Genomic DNA, 20,052 nt, shown 5'->3' on the forward strand with positions numbered 1-20,052 from the left:
AGATGACTCGAATGCGACGCGCGATGTCGCTCACGGCGCTGGCAGCGGCCGGCGCGATGCTCACCGCCTGCGGCGGTGGTAGCGCGGACGAGGGTGGACCGGGCGAGGACGGCCGCTACAGCCTCGACATGTGGGTGTTCGCCGAGCTGCACGGCACGTACTACGAGCAGATGGCCGAGCAGTGGAACGAGGCGAACCCGGACCGTCCGGTCGACCTCAACATCACCGTGTACCCGTACGACGAGATGCACAACAAGCTGCAGCTCGCGGTGAACTCGGGCACCGGCCTGCCCGACCTGGTCGACATCGAGGTGAACCAGTTCTCGAACTTCGTGCAGGGCGACAACCCGCCGCTCGCCGACCTCACGCAGGCCGCGGAGCCGTACCGCGACGAGATCGTGGAGGCCCGTCTCGACCTGTACTCCCGTAACGGGATGGTCTACGGCTACCCGACGCACGTCGGAGCGTTCGTCGCCTTCTACAACAACGCGCTGCTCGAGGAGGCCGGCGTCGACTACACGACGATCGAGACCTGGGAGGACTTCCAGGAGGCCGGTCAGCAGTACCACGAGGAGACCGGCAACGCCTTCGGGGTGGCGAGCACGGCCGTGAACTTCATGACGCCGCTGATGGTCGGCCAGCTCGGCGGGAACCTGTTCAACGACGACGGCACGGTCGCCGTGAACAGCCCGGAGGCCGTCGAGGCGCTCGAGCTCCAGCAGGAGATGCTGGAGTCCGGGGCGACGTCGACCATCCCCGGTGGGAGCCCGGACATCGAGGAGGCCTACGGGGCCATCAACGACGGGAACTTCGCGGCGATCGTGTACCCGGCCTGGTACACCTCGCGGTTCGTCGACTACATGCCGGACCTCTCCGGTGACATCGCCATCGCGCCCGCCCCGGTCATGGAGGGCGGCGAGTACGACACGATCGGTGGTGGCGGCACCGGCACCGCGGTGATCGCCTCCTCCCCGGACGCCGAGATCGCCGCCGACTGGCTCGCCTTCGCCAAGCTCTCCCCGGAGGCGAACGTGGCCGTCTGGGAGGTGCTCGGGTTCGACCCGGTGAACATGGCCGTCTGGGAGGACCAGGAGGTCACGCACGCGGAGGACAACGAGTACAACCAGTACTTCCAGACGAACCTCTTCGACGTGCTGAACGAGGTGCAGGGCAACATCGGGCACTTCGACGGGTTCACCAACCCGGCGTGGCCCGCGATCGACGACATCTTCACGACGGTCACCCTGACCGAGGTCTTCGAGAACGGGACCCCGGCGCAGGACGCCCTCGACCAGACGCAGGCCGACCTGCAGAACCAGCTCGGCCAGTAGCGGCGGCATCGCGGGTGGCCGGCGGCGACAAGCCGCCGGCCACCGCTGTGTGCCGGCCTTTCGGCTGTGGACGGATGCCGCCGCGGGGGTGGACCGCCGTAGGCTGACTCCGGGTCACCGGAGGGAGGCGAGGCAGTGCTGCACCTGCACCGCTCCGAGCGCGCGGACGCGCTCGTCGCACCGCTGGCCGCACTGCTCGCCGAACCGCCCGAGGATCCGTTCACGCCCGACGTCGTCGCCGTCCCCACCCGAGGGGTCGAGCGGTGGCTCGCGCAGCGGCTCTCGCACCACCTGGGTGCCGGGCCCGACGGCGAGAGCGGGGTCTGCGCGAACGTCACATTCGACTCCCCGCGCCGCCTCGTCGCGCAGGCGCTGGCGTCCGCGGTGAGCCGGGATCCCGACGACGACCCCTGGCGCACCGACCGGCTGACCTGGCCGCTCCTCGAGGTCCTCGACGCCACGCTGGCGGAGCCGTGGGCGGCGCCCGTCGCCCGGTACCTCGGGCAGGACGACGACCCGCGCGCCGTGCGCCGGGGCCGCCGGCTCAGCCTCGCGCGGCACCTTGCCCGGCTGTTCGCCGGCTACTCCTCGGGCCGCCCGGACCTCGTGCGTGCCTGGGCGGCCGGCTCGGACGAGGACGGCGCCGGCAGCCCGCTGCCGCCCGACCTGGCCTGGCAGGCCGAGCTGTGGCGCCACGTGCGCGACCACCTGGGCGTCCCCGGTCCGGCGGAGCAGCTCACCGCCGGGGTCGAGGCGATCGAGGCGCGCCCGGACGGGATCGACCTGCCCGCGCGACTCTCCGTGTTCGGCCCCACCCGGCTGCCGGAGGACCAGCTGCGCGTGCTCGTCGCACTCGCCGAGCACCGTGACGTCCACCTGTGGCTGCCGCACCCGTCCCCGGTGCTGTGGGACCGCGTCGCGCAGACGTCGGCGACCTCGCGACGTCGCCGGGACCAGCCCATGGCCGCCCGGCACCCGATCCTCGCGTCCATGGCCCGCGACACCACCGAGCTGCAGCGCCGACTCACCGAACGTGCCGCCGCCGTCGCGCACCACCACCCGGCGCCGGACCCGCCGGAGAACCTCCTCGGCGCCCTGCAGCAGCGGCTCCGCCGGGACGACCCGGAGATCGCGCCGCACGTCCTCGCCCCGGGCGACCGCAGCGTCCAGGTCCACGCCTGCTACGGCCTCACCCGGCAGGTCGAGGTCCTCCGCGAGGTCCTCGCCGGCCTGTTCGCGGACGACCCCACTCTCGAGCCGCGTGACGTCATCGTCATGTGCCCGAACGTCGAGGCCGTCGCGCCGCTCGTCACCGCGACCTTCGGCCTCGCCGTCGACGGCGCCGGCCCGGACGGCGACACGACCGTCCACCCGGGCCATCGCCTCCGGGTGCGCCTCGCCGACCGCGGCCCGGGCCAGACCAACCCGGCGCTCGGGCTGCTCTCCGACCTGCTCCGGCTCGCCGACGGACGCGTCAGCGCCTCCGACGTCCTCGACCTGGCCGCCTCCGAGCCCGTCCGGCGGCGGTTCGGATTCGCCGACGACGACATCGACCGGATCCGCGAGTGGTCCGTCGCCGCCGGGGTCCACTGGGGTGAGGACCTCGAGCGTCGCGCCCGGTTCGGGCTCCCAGAGCTGCGCCAGGGGACGTGGGACGTGGCGCTCGACCGCATCCTGCTCGGGGCCGCCATGGCCGAGGAGGACCACCGTTTCGTCGGGCCCGCCCTGCCGATGGACGACGTCGACTCCACCGACATCGACCTCGCCGGCCGGCTCGCCGAGCTGCTGGACCGGCTCGCTGACGTGCTGGACACGCTCGACGGCGCGCGGCCCCTGGCCGAGTGGCTGGACGCGCTCGACCGCGCCCTGACCCTGCTGGCCGAGACCTCACCGGCCGAGACCTGGCAGCTCGTCCAGGCCCGCCGCATCCTCGGCGACGTCCGCACCGGCGCCGAGACGCACGAGGACGTGCCGCTCCGGCTCCCCGACCTGCGCGCCCTGCTGGCCGGCCGGCTCGAGGGCCGCCCCACGCGCTCCGGCTTCCGCACCGGAGCACTGACCATCTGCTCCATGGAGCCGATGCGCGCGGTGCCGCACCGCGTGGTCTGCCTCCTCGGCGTCGACGACGGCGTCTTCCCGCGGTCCGCCTCGACCGACGGTGACGACGTCCTCCTGCGTGACCCGTGCGTGGGCGAGCGAGACCGCCGCAGCGAGGATCGCCAGCTCTTCCTCGACGCCGTCACCGCGGCCGAGGAGCACCTCGTGGTGCTGTACTCCGGCGCCGACGAGCGCACCGGCGCCGCCCGCCCGCCCGCCGTCCCCGTCGGCGAGCTGCTCGACGCGCTCGACGTGGCCGCCACCAGCCCCGACGGCGGCGACCTGCGGGATCGGGTCCTCGTCCGGCACCCGCTCCAGGTGGTCGACGAACGCAACTTCACCCCCGGCGTCCTGGGCCGGCCCGGACCGTTCTCCTTCGACGCGCACGCGCACGCCGCGGCGCGCGCGGGCCGCGGCGGTCGCGCCGGGACGGGGCCGTTCCTCGCCGAGCCGCTGCCCGCCGAGCCGTGCGAGGACCCGCCGCAGGTGGACCTGGACGACCTGATCCAGATGCTGGAGCACCCGGTGAAGTGGTTCCTCCGGCACCGCCTCCGGATCTCCCTCGCCGGCGAGGTCGAGGACGTCGAGGACCGCCTCCCGCTCACGCTCGACCCGCTGACCAGGTGGCAGATCGGGGACCGGATGCTTGCCGCCCGGCTCGCCCGGGTGGAGCCCGAGCGTGCCTTCGCCGCCGAGTGGCGACGCGGCCAGGTGCCGCCCAAGCAGCTCGGCTACGCCAGCCTCAACGAGGTCAAGGAGCAGGTCATCCCGATCGGCAACGCCGCGGTGCGCCACGCCGTGGGGGAGGCGAGCGCCGTCGACGTCGCCACGAGCCTGCCGGACGGGACGGTGCTGACCGGCACAGTGCCGGGCGTCCACGAGACCGCCGTCGTGCGCGCGGTGTTCTCCAAGCTCGGTCCCAAGCACCGCATCCGGGCCTGGGTCCAGCTCCTCGCGCTCGCCGCCGGCCGTCCCGGCCGGCAGTGGACCGCCCACACGGTGGGGCGGCCGCTCGGCAACCGGTCCGCCGCCGCCATCTCGCACCTGACCGCTCCCGGCCAGACCGAGGCGGCCGGGTACCTGGCCGAGCTCGTCACGCTGCGCGACCTCGCCGCCCGCGAGCCGCTGCCCATCCCGGTGGGCGTCGCGGCGATGTACGCCAAGGCCCGGTTCGGCGGGGACTCGGTGGACATGGCCCTGCGGGACGTGGTCCGGGAGTGGGACACCGGGTTCGAGCGGAAGGACGACTACCACGAGCTGTGCTGGGGCCCGGACTCGGACCTCAACGACATCCTCGGCACCCCCACCGCCGAGGAGCAGGCGTCCTCGCCCGAGGAGACCTCCCGGCTCGGGGTGCTGGCCCGCCGCGTGTGGCACCCGCTGCTCGCCCACGAGCGGACGGAGATCGCATGACGGCCGCCGAGCGGGCCCGGGCGGACGCCGTCTTCGACGTCTGCGGGCCGCTGCCGTCCGGCACCACGGTCCTCGAGGCCAGTGCGGGCACCGGCAAGACGTTCACCATCGCCGCGCTCGCCACCCGCTACGTCGCCGAGGGCGTGGCCGAGCTCGCCGACCTCATGCTCGTCACCTTCGGCCGCGCCGCCACGTCCGAGCTGCGCGACCGGGTCCGGGAACGGCTGCTGAGCACCGAGCGGGCCCTGCGTTCGCCCGTGGCACGGCAGAGCGAGGACGCCGTCGTGCGGCACCTGGCGGACGTGGACGACGCCGAGCTGGTCCGACGCCGGCAGCGGCTCACGGCGGCCCTGGCCCAGCTCGACACCGCCACCATCACCACCACGCACGGGTTCTGCCAGCAGATGCTCCGTGCGCTGGGCGTCGCGGCTGACGTGGACACCGACTACACGTTCGTCCCGGACATCGCCGACCTCGTGGACGAGGTGGTCGACGACCTCTACCTGCAGCGGTACGCCGACACCCCAGCCCCCGTCCTGTCGCCGACCGAGGCCCGGCGGATCGCCCGCGAGGCGGTCAGCGACCACCAGGCCGAGCTGGAGCCGCGGGACGCCCCGGCCGAGTCGCTGCCCGGCCACCGGTTCGCCATGGCCCGCGACGCCCGCGAGGAGGTGCTGCGCCGCAAGCGGGAACGGCACCTCATGGACTACGACGACCTGCTCGTGCTGCTGCGCGACGCGCTCATCCACCCCGAGCACGGGCCGGCGGCCGCGGAACGGGTCAGGCAGCGGTACCAGGTGGTCCTCATCGACGAGTTCCAGGACACCGACCCGGTCCAGTGGGACATCCTGCGCACCGCGTTTCACGGCCACCGCACGCTCGTCCTCATCGGCGACCCCAAGCAGGCGATCTACGCCTTCCGCGGCGGCGACGTCGTCACCTACCTCGACGCGCGCGGCGTCGCCACCGCCGAGGCCACGCTGGGCCGGAACTGGCGTTCGGACGCCCCGGTGCTCACCGGCCTGGGGCACGTCCTGCGCGGCGCGGCCCTCGGCGACAACGACATCGTGGTGCGACCCGTGGACGCCGAGCACACCGGCCGGCGGCTCGACGGCGGCGCCCCGGTCCGGATCCGGCAGGTCACCCGGAAGCCGTTCACCCGCTTCCGCGGCAAGGACCCGATCATCGCGCCCGTCCGTGAGCTCATCGCCGCCGACGTCGCGGCCGACATCGTCGAGCAGCTCGAGTCCGCCCGACTGCGCGACGGGGAGACCTGGCGCCCGCTGGAGCCCGGCGACGTCGCCGTCCTGACCAGGCGGAACGCCGACGCGGCGGCGGTCCGTGACGCGCTCGCGGCCGCCGGCGTGCCTGCCGTCGTCTCCGGTCTCTCCAGCGTCTTCGGCGCGCCGGCCGCCGAGCAGTGGCTCACCCTGCTCACCGCGCTCGAGCAGCCGGGGCACGCCGGTCGCACCGCAGCGCTGGCCCTGACCCCGTTCGTCGGCTGGTCGGCGGCCCGGCTCGCGGGCGCGAGCGAGGCCGACCGCGAGGCGCTCTCGGACCGGGTGCGCAGCTGGTCCCGGGTCCTGGCCGAGCGGGGCGTGGCCGCCCTGCTGGAGGCGGTCACGTCCTTCGGGGTGGCCGAGCGCCTCATGCGGACCGCGACCGGCGAGCGGGTCCTGACCGACCTGCGGCACGTCGGCCAGTCGCTGCACCTGGCCGCCGTGCAGGACCGGCTGGGCATCGCGGCGCTCACCGACTGGCTGCGGCGGCGCATCGAGGAGGCCAAGGACGACTACGCCGAGGAGCGGAGCCGCCGGCTGGAGACGGACGCGGCAGCCGTCCAGGTGGTCACCGTCCACGCCAGCAAGGGGCTGGAGTTCCCGGTGGTCTACGTGCCGTTCGGGTGGGACCGGTTCGAGTCGCGGACGCCGGCCTTCCTGCACTTCCACCGCGAGGACCGGCGCCGGATGCTGCACGTCGGTGGCCAGGAGGACCCGGGTTACTCCGAGGCGCGTGCGCGTCACCTCGACGAGGAGCGCGGCGAGGACCTGCGGCTCCTGTACGTCGCACTCACGCGAGCCGCCGCCCAGGTGGTCCTGCACTGGGCGCCGTCCACCAACTCCAGCGGCGGGCCGCTCACCCGGCTGCTGCTCGGCGCCTTCTCGCCCGGGCAGGTCCCGCCCGACCACGTCCGGGCCCTGACCGACGAGAAGGTCACCGCCGCGCTGACGGCGCTGTGCGACGGCTCGGACGGGACCGTCGGACTGGAGACCGTCGCGGCCTGGCCCCGGCCGCCGCGCTGGACCCCGCCGGGGCGGGACCGCGCCGACCTCGCCCTCGCGTCCTGGCGGCGCACGCTCGACCACTCCTGGCGCCGCACCTCCTACAGCGGCCTGACCGCAGCCGCCCACGCCGAGGGGGTGCTCAGCGAACCGGAGACCACCGGCATCGAGGACGAGGCCGAGGTCGCGGTGCCCGCGGCGGGCGGCGGGTCCGCCGAACCAGGCCGTGACCTGCCCTCACCCATGGCCGACCTGCCGGCGGGTGCCCAGTTCGGCTCGCTGGTGCACGAGGTGCTCGAGCAGGTCGACACCGGGGCGGAGGACCTGGCCGGGGAGCTGCTCACCCGGTGCCGCGAGGCCGGTGGCCTGCCCGGCGTGGACCCGGCCGAGCTCGCCGCGGCGCTGGCGCCGGTGATGGCGACGCCGCTCGGCCCGTTCGCGGACGACCGCACCCTCGCGGACATCCCCACGGCGGACCGGCTCGCCGAGCTCGAGTTCGAGCTGCCGCTCGCCGGCGGCGACCTGACCGGCACGGCCGCCGCGGCGACCCTGACCGACCTCGCGGACCTGCTGCGACGTCACCTGCCGGGCGACGACGTCTTCGCGCCGTACGCCGACGAGCTCGCCCGGCTGGACCGGCACACCGACCGCACCCGGCCCGCCGCCCGGCTGCTGGGTTACCTCACCGGCAGCATCGACGCCGTCCTGCGCATCCGCTCCGGACCGGAGGTGCGGTACCTCGTCGTGGACTACAAGACCAACCGGCTGGGCCCGATGGAGGAACCGCTCACCGCGTGGGACTACCGGCCGGAGTCGATGGCCGAGGCGATGATGCGGGCGCACTACCCGCTGCAGCTGCTGCTGTACTCCGCGGCGCTGCACCGCTTCCTGCGGTGGCGGCAGCCCGGCTACGACCCGGAGGTGCACCTCGGCGGCGGGCTGTACCTGTTCGTCCGCGGCATGTGCGGTCCGCAGACGCCGGTGGTCGAAGGCACTGGCGGCACCCCGTACGGGGTGATGGCGTGGCGGCCGCCCGCGCGGCTCGTCGTCGCGCTCTCGGCGCTGCTGGACGGCACGCGTGACCGGACGGAGGCACGCCCATGACGGCCGAGGTGGTCACCGACGTCCGGCGGGCGCTGCACGCCCCGCCGCTGCTCGCCACGTTCAACGCGGCCGGCCTGCTCGCCGCACCGGACATCCACGTCGCGACCCGTCTCGGGCGCCTGACCGGCGAGGGCGAGGAGTCGGTGCTGCTCGCCGTCGCGCTGGCCGTGCGGGCCGTCCGCGCGGGCTCGGTGTGCGTGCGGCTGGGCGACCCGGAGGAGCTGGCCGCCCTGGCCGTGCCGGAGGCCGAGGACCCCGACGCCGACGCGGCCGCGCCGCAAGACCTGCCGTGGCCCGAGCCCGCCGCGTGGGCGGAACGGCTCCGTGCCAGCCCGCTGGTCTCCGTCGGTGTGGACGGGCCGGCCGACCTGCCCGTGCGGTGGGTCGACGGACGGCTGTACCTGGACCGGTACTGGCGGGACGAGCTGCTGGTGCGCCGCGCCGTCGACGCCCGCCTCGGCGAACGCGTCCCGGGCATCGACGACGACCGGCTGGCGGCGGCCGTCCACCGCCTCTTCCCGGCCGCCGGTGACGACCGGCAGCGGCTCGTCGCCGCGCTCGCCACCCACGGCCGGTTCACCGTCCTGACCGGCGGGCCCGGGACCGGGAAGACGACGACGGTCGCCCGGCTGCTCGCGGTCCTGCAGGACGTGAGCGGTGGCGGGCTGCGGGTGGCCCTGGCCGCCCCGACCGGCAAGGCCGCCGCCCGGTTGCAGGAGGCGGTGCACCGTGAGGTGGCGGGCCTGGAGCCGGAGGACCGCGCCCGGATCGGAGACCCGCCGGCCAGCACCGTGCACCGGCTGCTCGGCTGGAGGCCCGGCTCCTCCACGCGGTTCCAGCACGACGCAGGCCACCACCTCCCGCACGACGTCGTGGTGGTCGACGAGACGTCGATGGTCTCCCTCTCACTCATGGCACGGCTGCTCGAGGCCCTGCGCCCGGACGCCCGCCTGGTGCTGGTGGGCGACCCGGACCAGCTCGCCTCCGTCGAGGCCGGCGCGGTGCTCGGCGACCTCACCGCCCGCCGCCCCCTCCCCGCGAGTCGTCAACCTTGTGCCGACTCGTCAAACTTGTCCGCGCCTCCCGTGCCTGCCGGGCTCGTGCCCGCCACGCTCGGGGACGAGGAGCACGAGCGGCTGCGCGCCGGCGTCGTCCGCCTCACGCAGGTGCACCGGCAGGCGGCGGACAGCCGGATCCTGCCCCTCGCCGACGCGATCCGCGCCGGGGAGGCGGACCGGGTGCTCGAGCTGCTGCGCGACGGCGGAGGTGGGGTGGAGTTCGTCGAGATCGCGGGGGAGCGGCCCGCCGAGGAGGAGATCCGGCCCGTCCGGGAGGACGCCGTGGCCGCGGGCTCCCGGTTGGTGACGGCGGCACGCGCCGGTGATGCCACGGGTGCCTTGAAGGCCCTGGAGGAGCACCGCCTCATGCTCGCCCACCGCCGCGGGCCCGCCGGCGTCGCGCACTGGGCGGCGCTCGTCGAGGAGTGGGTGAGCGAGGCGGTCGGCGGGCATCCCGGAGCCGGGTTCGGCGGTCGGGAGGAGACTCCGTGGTACCTGGGCAGGCCGCTGCTGGTGACGGCGAACGACCGTGAGACCGGCCTGTACAACGGCGACACCGGTGTGGTGGTCGCGGTCGGCGGGGGCGGCACCGCGGGCGGGGACAGCGAGCCGAGCCCGCTTTGGGACGAGGACGTCGAGGTGATCGCCGCGTTCGGCGATCCCGCCGCGCCTCTGACGATCCGGCCGCACCGCCTGCCACCGGTGGAGACCGTGCACGCGATGACCGTCCACCGCGGCCAGGGCAGCCAGTTCCGCACCGTGTCGCTGGTCCTGCCGCCGTCGACGTCCCCGCTGCTCAGCCGCGAGCTGCTCTACACGGCGGTGACCCGGGCACGGGAGTCGGTGCGGGTGGTCGGCGCCGCGGACGCGGTGCGGACCGCCGTCGAGCGGCCGGTGCGCCGGGCGTCGGGGCTGCGTGACCCGCTGCCGTTGAACGGAGGCTAGGTGACTCGACTGTCAGGACGGATCGCGCCGGTCTCCTGAGCCACGTGGACGGGAAGGAACGGTGCGGCAAAGACGTGGCCGTCCGCCGTCGGGCTGGCCTACCGTCCGGCTGTGTCCGCTTACGTCCGTCCGCCGCTGCCGCGCCAGGTCTTCCGCGACGCCGACGGCAAGCCGTTCGAGTACGGCGAGCGGTGGGGCGTGGGCGGGCCGCCGGAGGAGACCTACAGCCACGACTCGCATCCCGAGCGGTTCGCCCCGCTGCACGAGGTGGCCGATGCTCTCGTCGAGCATCTGGTCGCGACCTACGACGTCGAGCTCAGGACCGAGCCGTGGGACCGGGCGGCCGAGCGCCGTTGGCAGGACGCGGCGCGCGTGGTCGGCCTACGCCCCCGGGCGTCCGAGGCGGCGCCATTGACGCTGGTGTACACGGACTACCCGGGCCTGCTGCTCGAGGCCGGCGAGCTGACGACGTTCCACTTCCCAAACTGCGGGTGCGACGCGTGCGACGAGCCTCTCGCGGTCCAGGTCGACGAGCTCGAGCAGCACGCCTTCGCCGTGGTGGAGGGCCGGTTTGCCGAGTGGGTCCGGGTGGGCGCTGCGCGGTGGGAGTGGCACTGGATCGGCCTGTCGGACGGCGAGGCCTCCGGCGAAGGCAGGAGTCGTATGCCGTGGCCGACGGTCTGGTCGGTCCGCCGTCGCCTGGGCTCGTTGCCGGACGGTCGCTGGCAGCCCTGGCCGCGCCGGTAGCCGATCACGAACCGCGCTTCCGGATCGCCAGCTCGACCAGGGCGGTCGACCCCGACGCGAGCTCGGCGGCGACCGTCGCGCTGTCCGTGCCCTCCGGTGCCCGGACGACGGCGACGACCCGGTCGGTGACCTCGTCGCCCGCGGTCGGGGCCGGTTCGGAGGCCGCGATCGGCGCGCCGTCGTCGACGACGACCGCCTGCTCGAAGGGCCACTCCGATCCGGCCACGATGTCGACCTGGAACCTGGTGCGGTCCGCGCGGTGCCACGCGGCGAACCACTCCAACGGCCGGCCGTCCGACGTGCGGCTCGCGCTGCACAGCAGCAGCACCGGGCTGCCACGCTCCAGGCCCAGCCGCTCGGCGACGTCGGCCTCGGCCGCTACGGCCTCGACGGTGCGGAAGCCCGAGTGCACGTGCAGGCCGTAGACGTCTCGAAGGTGCGCGTACAACGACCGGTCGGTCAGGTCGAACCGTTCCAGGCCCGGGCAGCGCTCGGAGGCGAGATACGTGCGCACGTACGCCAGCACCCTGCCCTCGACCGAGCGCACCCGGTCGATACGGACGGCCTCGTTGACGCCGAGGAACTCCCGCACCTCCCGCGGCACCGGCTCGAGCGCCTGGTACACCACCCGGGTCTCCACCCGCATGCCCATCCGGGTGAGGTCGTCGTAGAAGCCCGTGGCGCGCTGGACGAACCGCTCCGAGAGCTTCGGCTCCGCCACGAAGGACCCGCGGCCACGCTCGGTCCGTACCGTTCCGGCCTGCGCCAGGTGCTGCAGGGCCTGGCGGACCACGGATCGGGACAGCTGGTAGCGGGCGCAGATCTCGCTCTCGGAGGGCAGCATGTCGCCCGGCCGGTACGCCCCCTGCTCGATCTCGCTCCGCAGGGCCTCCTCGAGCTGCCGGTAGAGCGGGACGTTGCTGCTGCGGTCGATGGCCGGTGCCGCCGCCCGGCGTGTCCCGCTCACCGCGCCCCCTCGATCATGTCGAACACCGAGTCCAGCGCGTCGCCCATCGCCCGGTGCGCGGGCTGGAGGCGTCCGTACACCTCGTGCGCCTCGGGTCGCGGACGGACCGGCTCCCGGGTGCTCTGCCAGGACTCGATCGTGGCGACCATGTCCGGTGCGTGTCCGGTGGCGGCCGCGGCCACCAGCGCGTCGCCGAGCACTCCCGCCTCCGGGACCACCGTCGGCACCCAGTCGATGCCGAGGACGTCGGCCTTGATCTGGTTCCACAGCCCGCTCGCCGCACCGCCGCCGAGCGCCCGCGCCTCGGTGAGGGCGCCGCCGCCGGCAGCGGCCGCGAGCCGCGCCCACTCGGCGTACTCGAACGCCACCCCCTCGAGGATCGCGCGGTACAGGTGGCCACGGCCGTGCTGCGCGGTCAGCCCCACCCAGGCACCACGCGCATGCGGTGACGGCGGAAGGACCCGGCCCTGCACGTGCGGGTACCACAGCAGCCCGTCACTGCCCGGCGGGACCTCGGCGGCCAGCGCCTCCAGCAGGTCGTAGGCCGCGGGTGCCTCGAGCTCCTCCAGCCCGGCCACCTCGCCGGCGAACCACGGCGGCGCGAGCCCGCCGCCGTTGATGAACGCCAGGTTGAGGAAGGTCCCGGGCACGATGCCCCGGGTGGCCATGAGGGTGTGACGCTCCTGATCCGGGTGGAAGTCGTCCAGGCAGATCGCCAGCACGCTCGCGGTCCCGGCGACGTCGAAGGCGCGGCCGGGCAGCACCGCGCCGGCCCCCAGCGACGCGGCGGTCGTGTCGCCCGCACCGGCGGCCACGGGAGTGCCCGCCGGCAGGCCCGTAGCCTCCGCCGTCGCGCGCGTCACCTCCCCGACGACCTCGGTCGGCGCGACGATCCGCGGCAGCACCTCCGGCGGGACACCGAAGGCCTCGAGGAGCTCGGCAGACCAGGTGCCGGCGCGGGTGTCGGCGAGGTTCGAGAAGTGCAGGTGCGTGTGGTCGACGAACGCCTCGTCGCCGGTCAGGCCGGCGGCCCGCGCGGCGACGAAGGAGCCGATGGGCACGAACCGGTGGATGCGTGCGAACGTCTCCGGTTCCTGCTCGCGCCACCACAGGATCTTCGGGCCGTGGGCGTAGGTCGGCGGGCAGCCGGCGAGCTCGACGACCCGCCCGGCGGCCTCCGACATCCGCTCGATGTACGGCTCGCACCGGGTGTCGAGCCACGAGTCGTACCGGGTGACGGGGCGAAGTTCGGCATCGACCGCCCCGATCCCGGACATCTGGCCCGAGAACGCCACGGCGGCGACGTCGGCGGCCCGGCCGGATACCGCGAGCGCCCGGCCGATCACCGCGTGGGCGGACGCCTCGATCACCAACGGGTCCTGCTCGACCCAGCCCGGCCGCGGCCGCGACAGCGGGACCTCCTGGTGCGCCTCGCCCAGGAGCGTGCCGGACTCGTCCACGACCGCGGCCTTCGACCCGGTGGTGCCCAGGTCGCAGCCGACGAAGACAGGTGACCTGCTCACGGCGCCTCCAGGTCGACGACTGTGCGCAGCGCGGAGCCCGGTTCCGGCACCGTCACGGCGCCGGAGGCACCGGCCAGGTCGGTCCGCCGGACGGGCAGCCGAGCCAGGTCGACCGTGCCGCGGCGCACCAGCTCGGCGGCGGCCGCGTAGTCGACCAGGCCGCTGCCGGTGCTGCCGACGAGGGTCAGGTGGCGGTAGTGGACGAGGTTCGCGTCGACGCTCGCCCCGCCGGGGCTGCCGGCGAAGGCATGCACGACCCCGGCGGTCGCCACCCGCTCGAGGGCCCAGGTGAGCGCCTCCGCACCGGGGGCGGTGACGAAGACCGCGGCCGGCGGCTCACCGAGGCTCGCGACGACGTCGTCGTCGGGACCGAGCACCGCGTCGGCCCCCAGCTGGGCCGCCCGCGCACGCCGGTCGGGGGAGCGTTGGCACACCGCGACCCGGTGCCCCTCGGCCTGGAGCACCCACATCAGCAGCAGGCCCATCGCCCCTGCACCGACTACGAGCGCGGGCCCGTCGAACGCGCCCGCGCGCCGCACGGCGTGCACGCAGCAGGCCAGCGGCTCCAGCAGCGGCGCCACGGCGAGCGGGACGCCGTCGAGCGGCACCGCGTGGGCGGCCGGCACCGCGACGGCCTGGGCGAGACCGCCGTCGCGGTCGATCCCGACGGCCTGCTTGTCCGGGCACAGGTTCGTCTGGCCGCGGCGGCAGGCGGCGCAGCGGCCGCAGCCTGTGTCCGGATGGACCCCCACCGGGGTGCCGTCGGCCAGTCGACCCGCCACCTCGTGGCCGGGGACGCGACCCACCAGCTGGCCCCTCGCCACCAGCTTGCGGTCGGTCGAGCAGATCGCGGCGCAGGCGACCTCGACGAGCACCTCGCCGGCGACCTGCCCCGGCCGGTCCAGCTCGGCGATCTCCACCGTTCCCGGACCGGTGATCCGCACAGCCCTCACCCGGTCACCTCGCTCACCGCGACCGGGGTGCCGGACGCCATCGACCGGTTGATCGCCAGCACCGTGGCGAGGGCCTGGTACCCGTCCTCAGCGGTGGTCCGCGGCTCCTCCTCCCCGCGCGCCGCGGCCACGAAGTGCCGGTCCTCGGCGCGGTACGCCTCCGCGAACAGGGACCGCCAGGACCGGACCGGGTCGGCGGTCGAGGACCCCGGGCGCACCAGGAGCGCGCCGCCCGCCTCGGTGGGCCCGCCGACCAGGAGCGTGCCCTCCGAGCCGTAGACCTCGACCCGCGCGTCGTAGCCGTAGTCCGCCGGGCAGGCCCCGTCGACCTGTGCGAGGGCGCCGTCGGACATCTCGAACGTGGCGGCCAGGACGTCGACGAAGCCCGGGTGGCTCTCTGCGATGTCCGGGCGCTTGGCCGCCCGGCCGACGGCATGGACCTTCACCGGTTCCTGGCCGGAGAGCCACCGGACCGTGTCGATGTCGTGCGAGTTGACCTCCGCGGCGAGGCCGCCGGAGAGCTTGGTGTCCCACGCCCATTCCGGCGGCAGTCCCGGACCCCGGGTGGTCGACCGGACGAGCAAGGGCTCGCCGATGTCTCCGGCGGCGATGCGTTCCGCCACGCGCGCGAAACCCGCGTCGAAGCGACGCATGAACCCCATGAGGAGAACCCCCGGGGACGCCGCCGCGGCGTCTCGGACGCGACGGGCGCCGTCGAGGGTGTTCGAGATCGGCTTCTCGCACAGCACGTGCTTGCCCGCCGCCAACGCGGCGACGGCCACGTCGGCATGCACGGGGGTCGGTGCCGCGACGACGACGGCGTCCACGGCGTCGTCCGTCGCGGCGTCCAGCGGGTCGTGCAGGGTGCGGTCCACCCCGAGCTCCGCCGCGGCCGCGGCGCACGCCTCCTCGCTGCGGTCCGCCACCGCGACCAGGCGCGCGCCGGGGACACCGGCGGCGAAGTCCCGTCCGTGCACCATCCCTGCCCGGCCGGCCCCGACCAGGGCAACCCTCAGTGCTGTGCTCATGCGACTCTCTCTCCTCAGAAGGGCTCAGGTGGAGCTGCGCCTGCGCCGCCACTGGTCGAGGGCGACGACGGCGACGATGATCACGCCGGTGATGATGCGCTGCCAGAAGTCCGAGACGCCGAGGATGTTCAGGCCGTTCGCGAGGACCCCGATGATGAACACCCCGATGATGGTGCCGCTCACCCGGCCCTGGCCGCCGTAGAGCGCGGTGCCGCCGATGACGACGGCGGCGATCGTGTCGAGCTCGAGCAGCTCACCCATGAGGGCGTTGGCGCTGCTCAGCCGGCCGGCCAGCATCATCCCGGCGACGCCCGCGAGGAGGCCGGAGAACGCGTAGACGGCGATCTTGGTCCGCGCCACCGAGATGCCCGAGACGTGCGCGGCCTGCCGGTTGCCGCCGACCGCGACGATCGAGCGGCCCAGCCGGGTCCGGTTGAGGACGTACCAGCCGATCGCGCAGCACACCAGTGCCACGACGATGATCAGGGGGATCCGGCCGAGGTTGCCCGCACCGAGCGTGGCCACCGGCTCGGGGATCCGCCGGCCCTCGATCGCCTGCGCGAAGTCGGGCACCGGCAACCCGTCGGTGAGGACCAGGGCGACTCCGCGCACCGCGGTCAGCGATCCGAGCGTGACGATGATGTCCGGGACCTTCAGGACGGCGACGGCGAGCCCGTTGAGCAGCCCGACGGCGAACCCCGACAGCAGGCCGAGCCCGATCGCCACCGCCTCGGACAGGCCGAGATGCGCGTACGCGACGCCCATGATGGAGCCGGAGAGCGCGGCGGTCGCGGCGACGGAGAGGTCGATGCCCGCGGTGATGATGACCAGGGTCTGGCCCACCGCGAGGATCAGCACCACCGCGTACTGCCGCAGGATGTTCAGAAGGTTGTCGACCGTGAGGAACTCGTCCGTCACCAGCGAGAAGACCAGGACGAGGGCGGCGAGGATGGCGACGGCGCCGCCGAACGAGCCGGCCTGGGCGGCCAGCCGGCGCAGCGGGCCGGCGTCGGCCCCCGAGCGGGTCGGGGAGGGGGTCCGGCGGGCGGTCTCAGACACGGACGCCTCCGGCAGCGGTCATGATCTCGTCCTCCTCGGCAGTCGGTGGGAACTCGGCCGCCACGGCACCGTCCGCCATGACGAGCAGGCGGTCGCCGAGGGCCCGGGCCTCACGGAGCTCGGACGTCAGGTAGAGGACCGCGACGCCGGTCTCGGCCAGGTCCCGCACCAGCCGGAACACCTCCTCCTTCGCCCCCACGTCCACGCCTCGCACGGGGTCGTCGAGCAGCAGCAGTCGGGCACCGGAGCAGAGCCACCGCGCGAGCACGACCTTCTGCTGGTTGCCTCCGGACAGCGAGGAGACCGCACGGTCCTCGGACGGCGTGCGGATGGCGAGCTCCTCGACGTACCGGGCGCCCAGCCGCCGTTCGTCCGCACGCGCGTACGCGACGGCGGAGCCGAGCCGGCGCAGCGAGGCGAGCACGACGTTCTGCGCGATCGTCATCTGCGGGACGAGGCCGGCCGCGCGGTCCTCGCCGACGTATCCGATGCCGGCCTCGATGGCCTGCTGCGGGCTCGTCGGCCGCAGCTCGCGCCCGAAGAGCTCGAGCGTGCCCTCGGTGGCCGGCTCCAGGCCGAACAGCGTCGACGCCAGCCGTGTGCGGCCGGCGCCCACGAGGCCGAAGACGGCGACGACCTCACCGGCCCGCACCTCCAGGTCGACGGACTTGAGGCGCGGCGGACGGGCGAGCCCGGACGCGCGCAGCACGACCTCGGCCGGTGGCGCCGCCGCGCCGCTCGAGCCTGCGGCGGGTCGGCGCGGACCGGACCGGTCGGTCAGCGTCACGGCCTGACCGACCATCATCCGCGCCAGCTCGGCCTCGTCGACCTCGGTGATCCGCCGGTCGGCCACGGGCTCGCCGTCGCGCAGCACGGTGACCGTGTCACAGATCTGGAGCACCTCGGGCAGCCGGTGGGAGACGTACACCACGGCGACGCCGTCGCGTGTGAGGGAGCGGACGACGTCGAAGAGCCGTCGTGCCTCACGGTCGGAGAGCGCCGAGGTCGGCTCGTCCAGCAGCAGCACCCGCAGGTCCGCCGAGAGCGCCTTCGCGATCTCCACCAGCTGCCGCTCGGCGACCCCGAGTCGCTCGGCCGGCGTCGACGGGTCGGCCGTGACACCGACGCGGTCCAGGTGGTGCCGCGCCGCGCGCTCGGCCGCCGTGGCGCTCGTCGCGACTGCCGACCCCGGCCACCGCCCCAGGAGGACGTTCTCGCCGATCGACATCGTCGGGACGAGGGAGAGCTCCTGGTAGACGATGCCGATCCCGCGGGCCCTCGCCGCGTGCGGGGACCCGAACGGCACGGTGGCGCCGTCGACGCGCATCGTGCCGGAGTCGGGAGGTTCCGCGCCCGCGATGATCTTCATGAGCGTGGACTTGCCGGCCCCGTTCTGCCCGAGCAGGCCCCGGACCTCGCCGGGATCGACGTGCAGGTCGACCCCGGCCAGGGCCCGCACGCCCGGGTAGGACTTGGTGACGCCGGTGAGCTCGAGCATCACTGACCGCACTCTGCGGCGATGCCGTCCCAGTCGATCTCGGGGAGCTCCAGGTCGGGGTAGAACATGTCGGCGTTGCCCTCGTAGACCGTCCTGGGCCGGATGTCCTGGAGGCGCTCGACCTCGGAGCCGCACGCCAACCGGACGGCCGAGGCGGTACCGAGCCATCCCCACTCGGCGAAGCCGTGGTGGGTCTCGGCCACGATGCGTCCCTCCCGGATCATGTCCACGGACTCCGGTGTGACGTCGTTGGTGAACACGGCGACCCGGCCCTCCTCCGGCGGGCTCTGGCCGCCCGAGGTGTCCAGTCGTCCGCGTTGCGATGCTGCCGCGGCGGCGCCCATGCCCATCTCGTTCGAGGAGGCGTAGATGAAGTCGAGCTGGTCCGGGCCGAAGCGGCTGAGGAAGTCCTCGGCGGCGGATGTGCCCATCTCGCGGTTCCAGTCCGCGGCGATCGGCTGGGCGAGGATCTCGACGCCGGAGGCCTCCTCGATCGCGGCGTTGAAGCCGTTGTTGCGTTCGTTGGAGAACAGGGAGCCGGCGATGCCCTCGATGATGACGCCGTTCGCCTCGACCCCGCCGAGGTCCGCGCCCACGTAGACCGAACGCCACCAGTCGATGTCGAGGTAGCCGTCCTCCGGCGGGTCCACGGTCTCGCCGTCGCCGAGAACGCCGGGTCCGCCGTAGTAGTCGAGCACGGCGTAGCCGGAGACTTCGGCAGCCTCGCTGTTGGAGAAGCCGATGTAGGTGGCGACCTCGACGCCCTCGAGCTCCTCAAGCAGGTTGACGATGATGACCGGGATGCCGGCCGAATTGGCCTGCTGGATCGCCGGGAGGATGGCCTGGGTGTCTGCCGGCGAGATGGCGATCACGTCGACCTGCTGGGTGATGAAGTCCTCGACGATCGCCAGTTGGTCGGCGTAGTCGGTGTGGGTGGCGGGTGAGCGGGACTGCACCGTGACGTCGATGCCGTGATTGCCCGCCTCCTCGGCCGCCTGCTCGAAGTAGTTGGTGGCGGTCTGGAACACCCCGGTGATGTCCGGTGGGGTCCAGCCGATGGTGACCGAGTCGACGGCCTCGCCGCCGTCGCCTCCGCCGCCGCCATCGCCGCCGGCGTCCTCACCGCACGCGGCCAGCATGAGGGCCGCGGCGCTGATGGGTGCAGTCAGGAGCGCCGCACGTCGTCGAGCTCGTGTCCTGACGGGTCGTACGTGGGTCATCTCTGGTCCTCTCTCGATCATCCGGCGGTGAAGCCGCCGTCGATCACCAGCTCGCTGCCGGTCAGGTACCCCACGTCGTCGCCGAGGACGAACGCGATCGCCGCGGCGATCTCCTCGGGACGGCCCAGGCGCCCGGCCGGACGCGAGGCGGCCAGCTGCTGCTCGTGCGCCACCGGGTCGGCGGCGCTGTCGATCGCCGCGCGTACGAGCGGCGTCATGGTCGTGCCGGGGCAGACCGCGACGGCGCGGATGCCCTCGGCGGCGTGGTCGACCGCGACCGAGCGGGTGAGCATGATCATCGCGGCCTTCGAGACGTTGTAGGCGACCTGGCCGGGGACGGCGGCCAGCCCGGCCTCGCTGGCGACGTTCACGACGACACCGCCGGTCTTGGTCATGGCCGGGATCGCGGCTCGGACCAGCCGGAACGCCGCCGTGAGGTTGACGGCGAGGATCTCGTCCCAGGTCTCGTCGCTGGTCTGGGTGGCGGTGGCCAGGGTGTGCACGCCTGCGCTGTTGACGACGGCGTCGAGCCGTCCGTGCGCCTTCACCGCACCGTCGACGAGTCCGTTCGGTGCCGTCGGGTCACGCAGGTCCTCCAGGACGACGTCGACGCCCGCCTCCTGCAGCGCGGCCCGCACCGCCGGGGCCGGTTCGACGCGTCCGACACCGACGACCTGCCACCCCTCGCGGGCGAGGCGGACGGCGGCGGCCTGACCGATGCCGCTCGTGGCGCCGGTGACGATCACGACGTGGGCGTCCTCGCCCATGGTCTGCCTACTTCCGTAGGAGGCGGACAACGGTGACAGCCTGTACGGACAAGAGGCAAA

13 protein-coding genes are annotated in these 20,052 nt (G+C 74.2%); 5 read left to right on the forward strand and 8 right to left on the reverse strand.

Translation table 11 applies throughout. The features are described 5' to 3' along the window. Positions 1 to 2 precede the first annotated feature (2 nt). From ACFQQL_RS03195 to ACFQQL_RS03215, 5 genes are all read left to right on the forward strand, one after another. Positions 3 to 1,331 carry an ABC transporter substrate-binding protein gene (locus ACFQQL_RS03195; RefSeq protein WP_382391182.1) on the forward strand — a complete coding sequence of 443 codons (1,329 nt, stop codon included), beginning with the start codon at positions 3 to 5 and terminating at the stop codon, positions 1,329 to 1,331. A gap of 135 nt (positions 1,332 to 1,466) precedes the next feature. Continuing rightward, the gene (recC, locus tag ACFQQL_RS03200; RefSeq protein WP_382391184.1) at positions 1,467 to 4,841 is read left to right on the forward strand and encodes an exodeoxyribonuclease V subunit gamma; all 3,375 of its coding nucleotides are present in this window, start codon (positions 1,467 to 1,469) and stop codon (positions 4,839 to 4,841) included. Beyond that, on the forward strand, positions 4,838 to 8,227 hold the full coding sequence (locus tag ACFQQL_RS03205) for a UvrD-helicase domain-containing protein (protein ID WP_382391186.1): 3,390 nt from the start codon (positions 4,838 to 4,840) through the stop codon (positions 8,225 to 8,227). Before recC ends, ACFQQL_RS03205 begins: the two co-directional genes overlap by 4 nt. Beyond that, positions 8,224 to 10,230 carry an exodeoxyribonuclease V subunit alpha gene (gene recD / locus ACFQQL_RS03210; RefSeq protein WP_382391188.1) on the forward strand — a complete coding sequence of 669 codons (2,007 nt, stop codon included), beginning with the start codon at positions 8,224 to 8,226 and terminating at the stop codon, positions 10,228 to 10,230. Before ACFQQL_RS03205 ends, recD begins: the two co-directional genes overlap by 4 nt. A 111-nt stretch (positions 10,231 to 10,341) precedes the next feature. Beyond that, entirely contained in the window at positions 10,342 to 10,977 is a 636-nt protein-coding gene (locus ACFQQL_RS03215) for a DUF6226 family protein (RefSeq protein WP_382391190.1), read from the forward strand. Between the two features lie 4 nt (positions 10,978 to 10,981). Here the strand turns inward: ACFQQL_RS03215 and ACFQQL_RS03220 are convergent, their stop codons facing one another. The 8 genes from ACFQQL_RS03220 to ACFQQL_RS03255 are packed head-to-tail and all read right to left on the reverse strand — an operon-like array spanning position 10,982 to position 19,992. Next, positions 10,982 to 11,944 (reverse strand): GntR family transcriptional regulator, encoded by a 963-nt coding sequence (locus tag ACFQQL_RS03220; RefSeq protein WP_382391192.1) that lies wholly within the window; start codon positions 11,942 to 11,944, stop codon positions 10,982 to 10,984. Further along, positions 11,941 to 13,467 (reverse strand): xylulokinase, encoded by a 1,527-nt coding sequence (locus ACFQQL_RS03225; protein WP_382391194.1) that lies wholly within the window; start codon positions 13,465 to 13,467, stop codon positions 11,941 to 11,943. The genes ACFQQL_RS03220 and ACFQQL_RS03225 overlap by 4 nt, the downstream gene beginning before the upstream one ends. Continuing rightward, positions 13,464 to 14,420 carry an alcohol dehydrogenase catalytic domain-containing protein gene (locus tag ACFQQL_RS03230; protein WP_382391196.1) on the reverse strand — a complete coding sequence of 319 codons (957 nt, stop codon included), beginning with the start codon at positions 14,418 to 14,420 and terminating at the stop codon, positions 13,464 to 13,466. The genes ACFQQL_RS03225 and ACFQQL_RS03230 overlap by 4 nt, the downstream gene beginning before the upstream one ends. Then, positions 14,417 to 15,448: a Gfo/Idh/MocA family oxidoreductase gene (locus ACFQQL_RS03235; protein ID WP_382391198.1), complete on the reverse strand. Its 1,032-nt coding sequence runs from the start codon at positions 15,446 to 15,448 to the stop codon at positions 14,417 to 14,419. Before ACFQQL_RS03235 ends, ACFQQL_RS03230 begins: the two co-directional genes overlap by 4 nt. 24 nt (positions 15,449 to 15,472) lie before the next feature. After that, the gene (locus ACFQQL_RS03240; protein ID WP_382391200.1) at positions 15,473 to 16,507 is read right to left on the reverse strand and encodes an ABC transporter permease; all 1,035 of its coding nucleotides are present in this window, start codon (positions 16,505 to 16,507) and stop codon (positions 15,473 to 15,475) included. Continuing rightward, positions 16,500 to 18,005, reverse strand: a complete 1,506-nt coding sequence (locus ACFQQL_RS03245; RefSeq protein WP_382391202.1) for a sugar ABC transporter ATP-binding protein — start codon at positions 18,003 to 18,005, stop codon at positions 16,500 to 16,502. Before ACFQQL_RS03245 ends, ACFQQL_RS03240 begins: the two co-directional genes overlap by 8 nt. After that, on the reverse strand, positions 18,005 to 19,225 hold the full coding sequence (locus ACFQQL_RS03250; protein WP_382391204.1) for a sugar ABC transporter substrate-binding protein: 1,221 nt from the start codon (positions 19,223 to 19,225) through the stop codon (positions 18,005 to 18,007). Before ACFQQL_RS03250 ends, ACFQQL_RS03245 begins: the two co-directional genes overlap by 1 nt. Before the next feature lie 17 nt (positions 19,226 to 19,242). After that, positions 19,243 to 19,992, reverse strand: a complete 750-nt coding sequence (locus ACFQQL_RS03255) for an SDR family NAD(P)-dependent oxidoreductase (protein WP_382391206.1) — start codon at positions 19,990 to 19,992, stop codon at positions 19,243 to 19,245. Positions 19,993 to 20,052 lie beyond the last annotated feature (60 nt).

Source organism: Georgenia alba, assembly GCF_042665525.1.
Lineage (GTDB): Bacteria > Actinomycetota > Actinomycetes > Actinomycetales > Actinomycetaceae > Allobogoriella > Allobogoriella alba.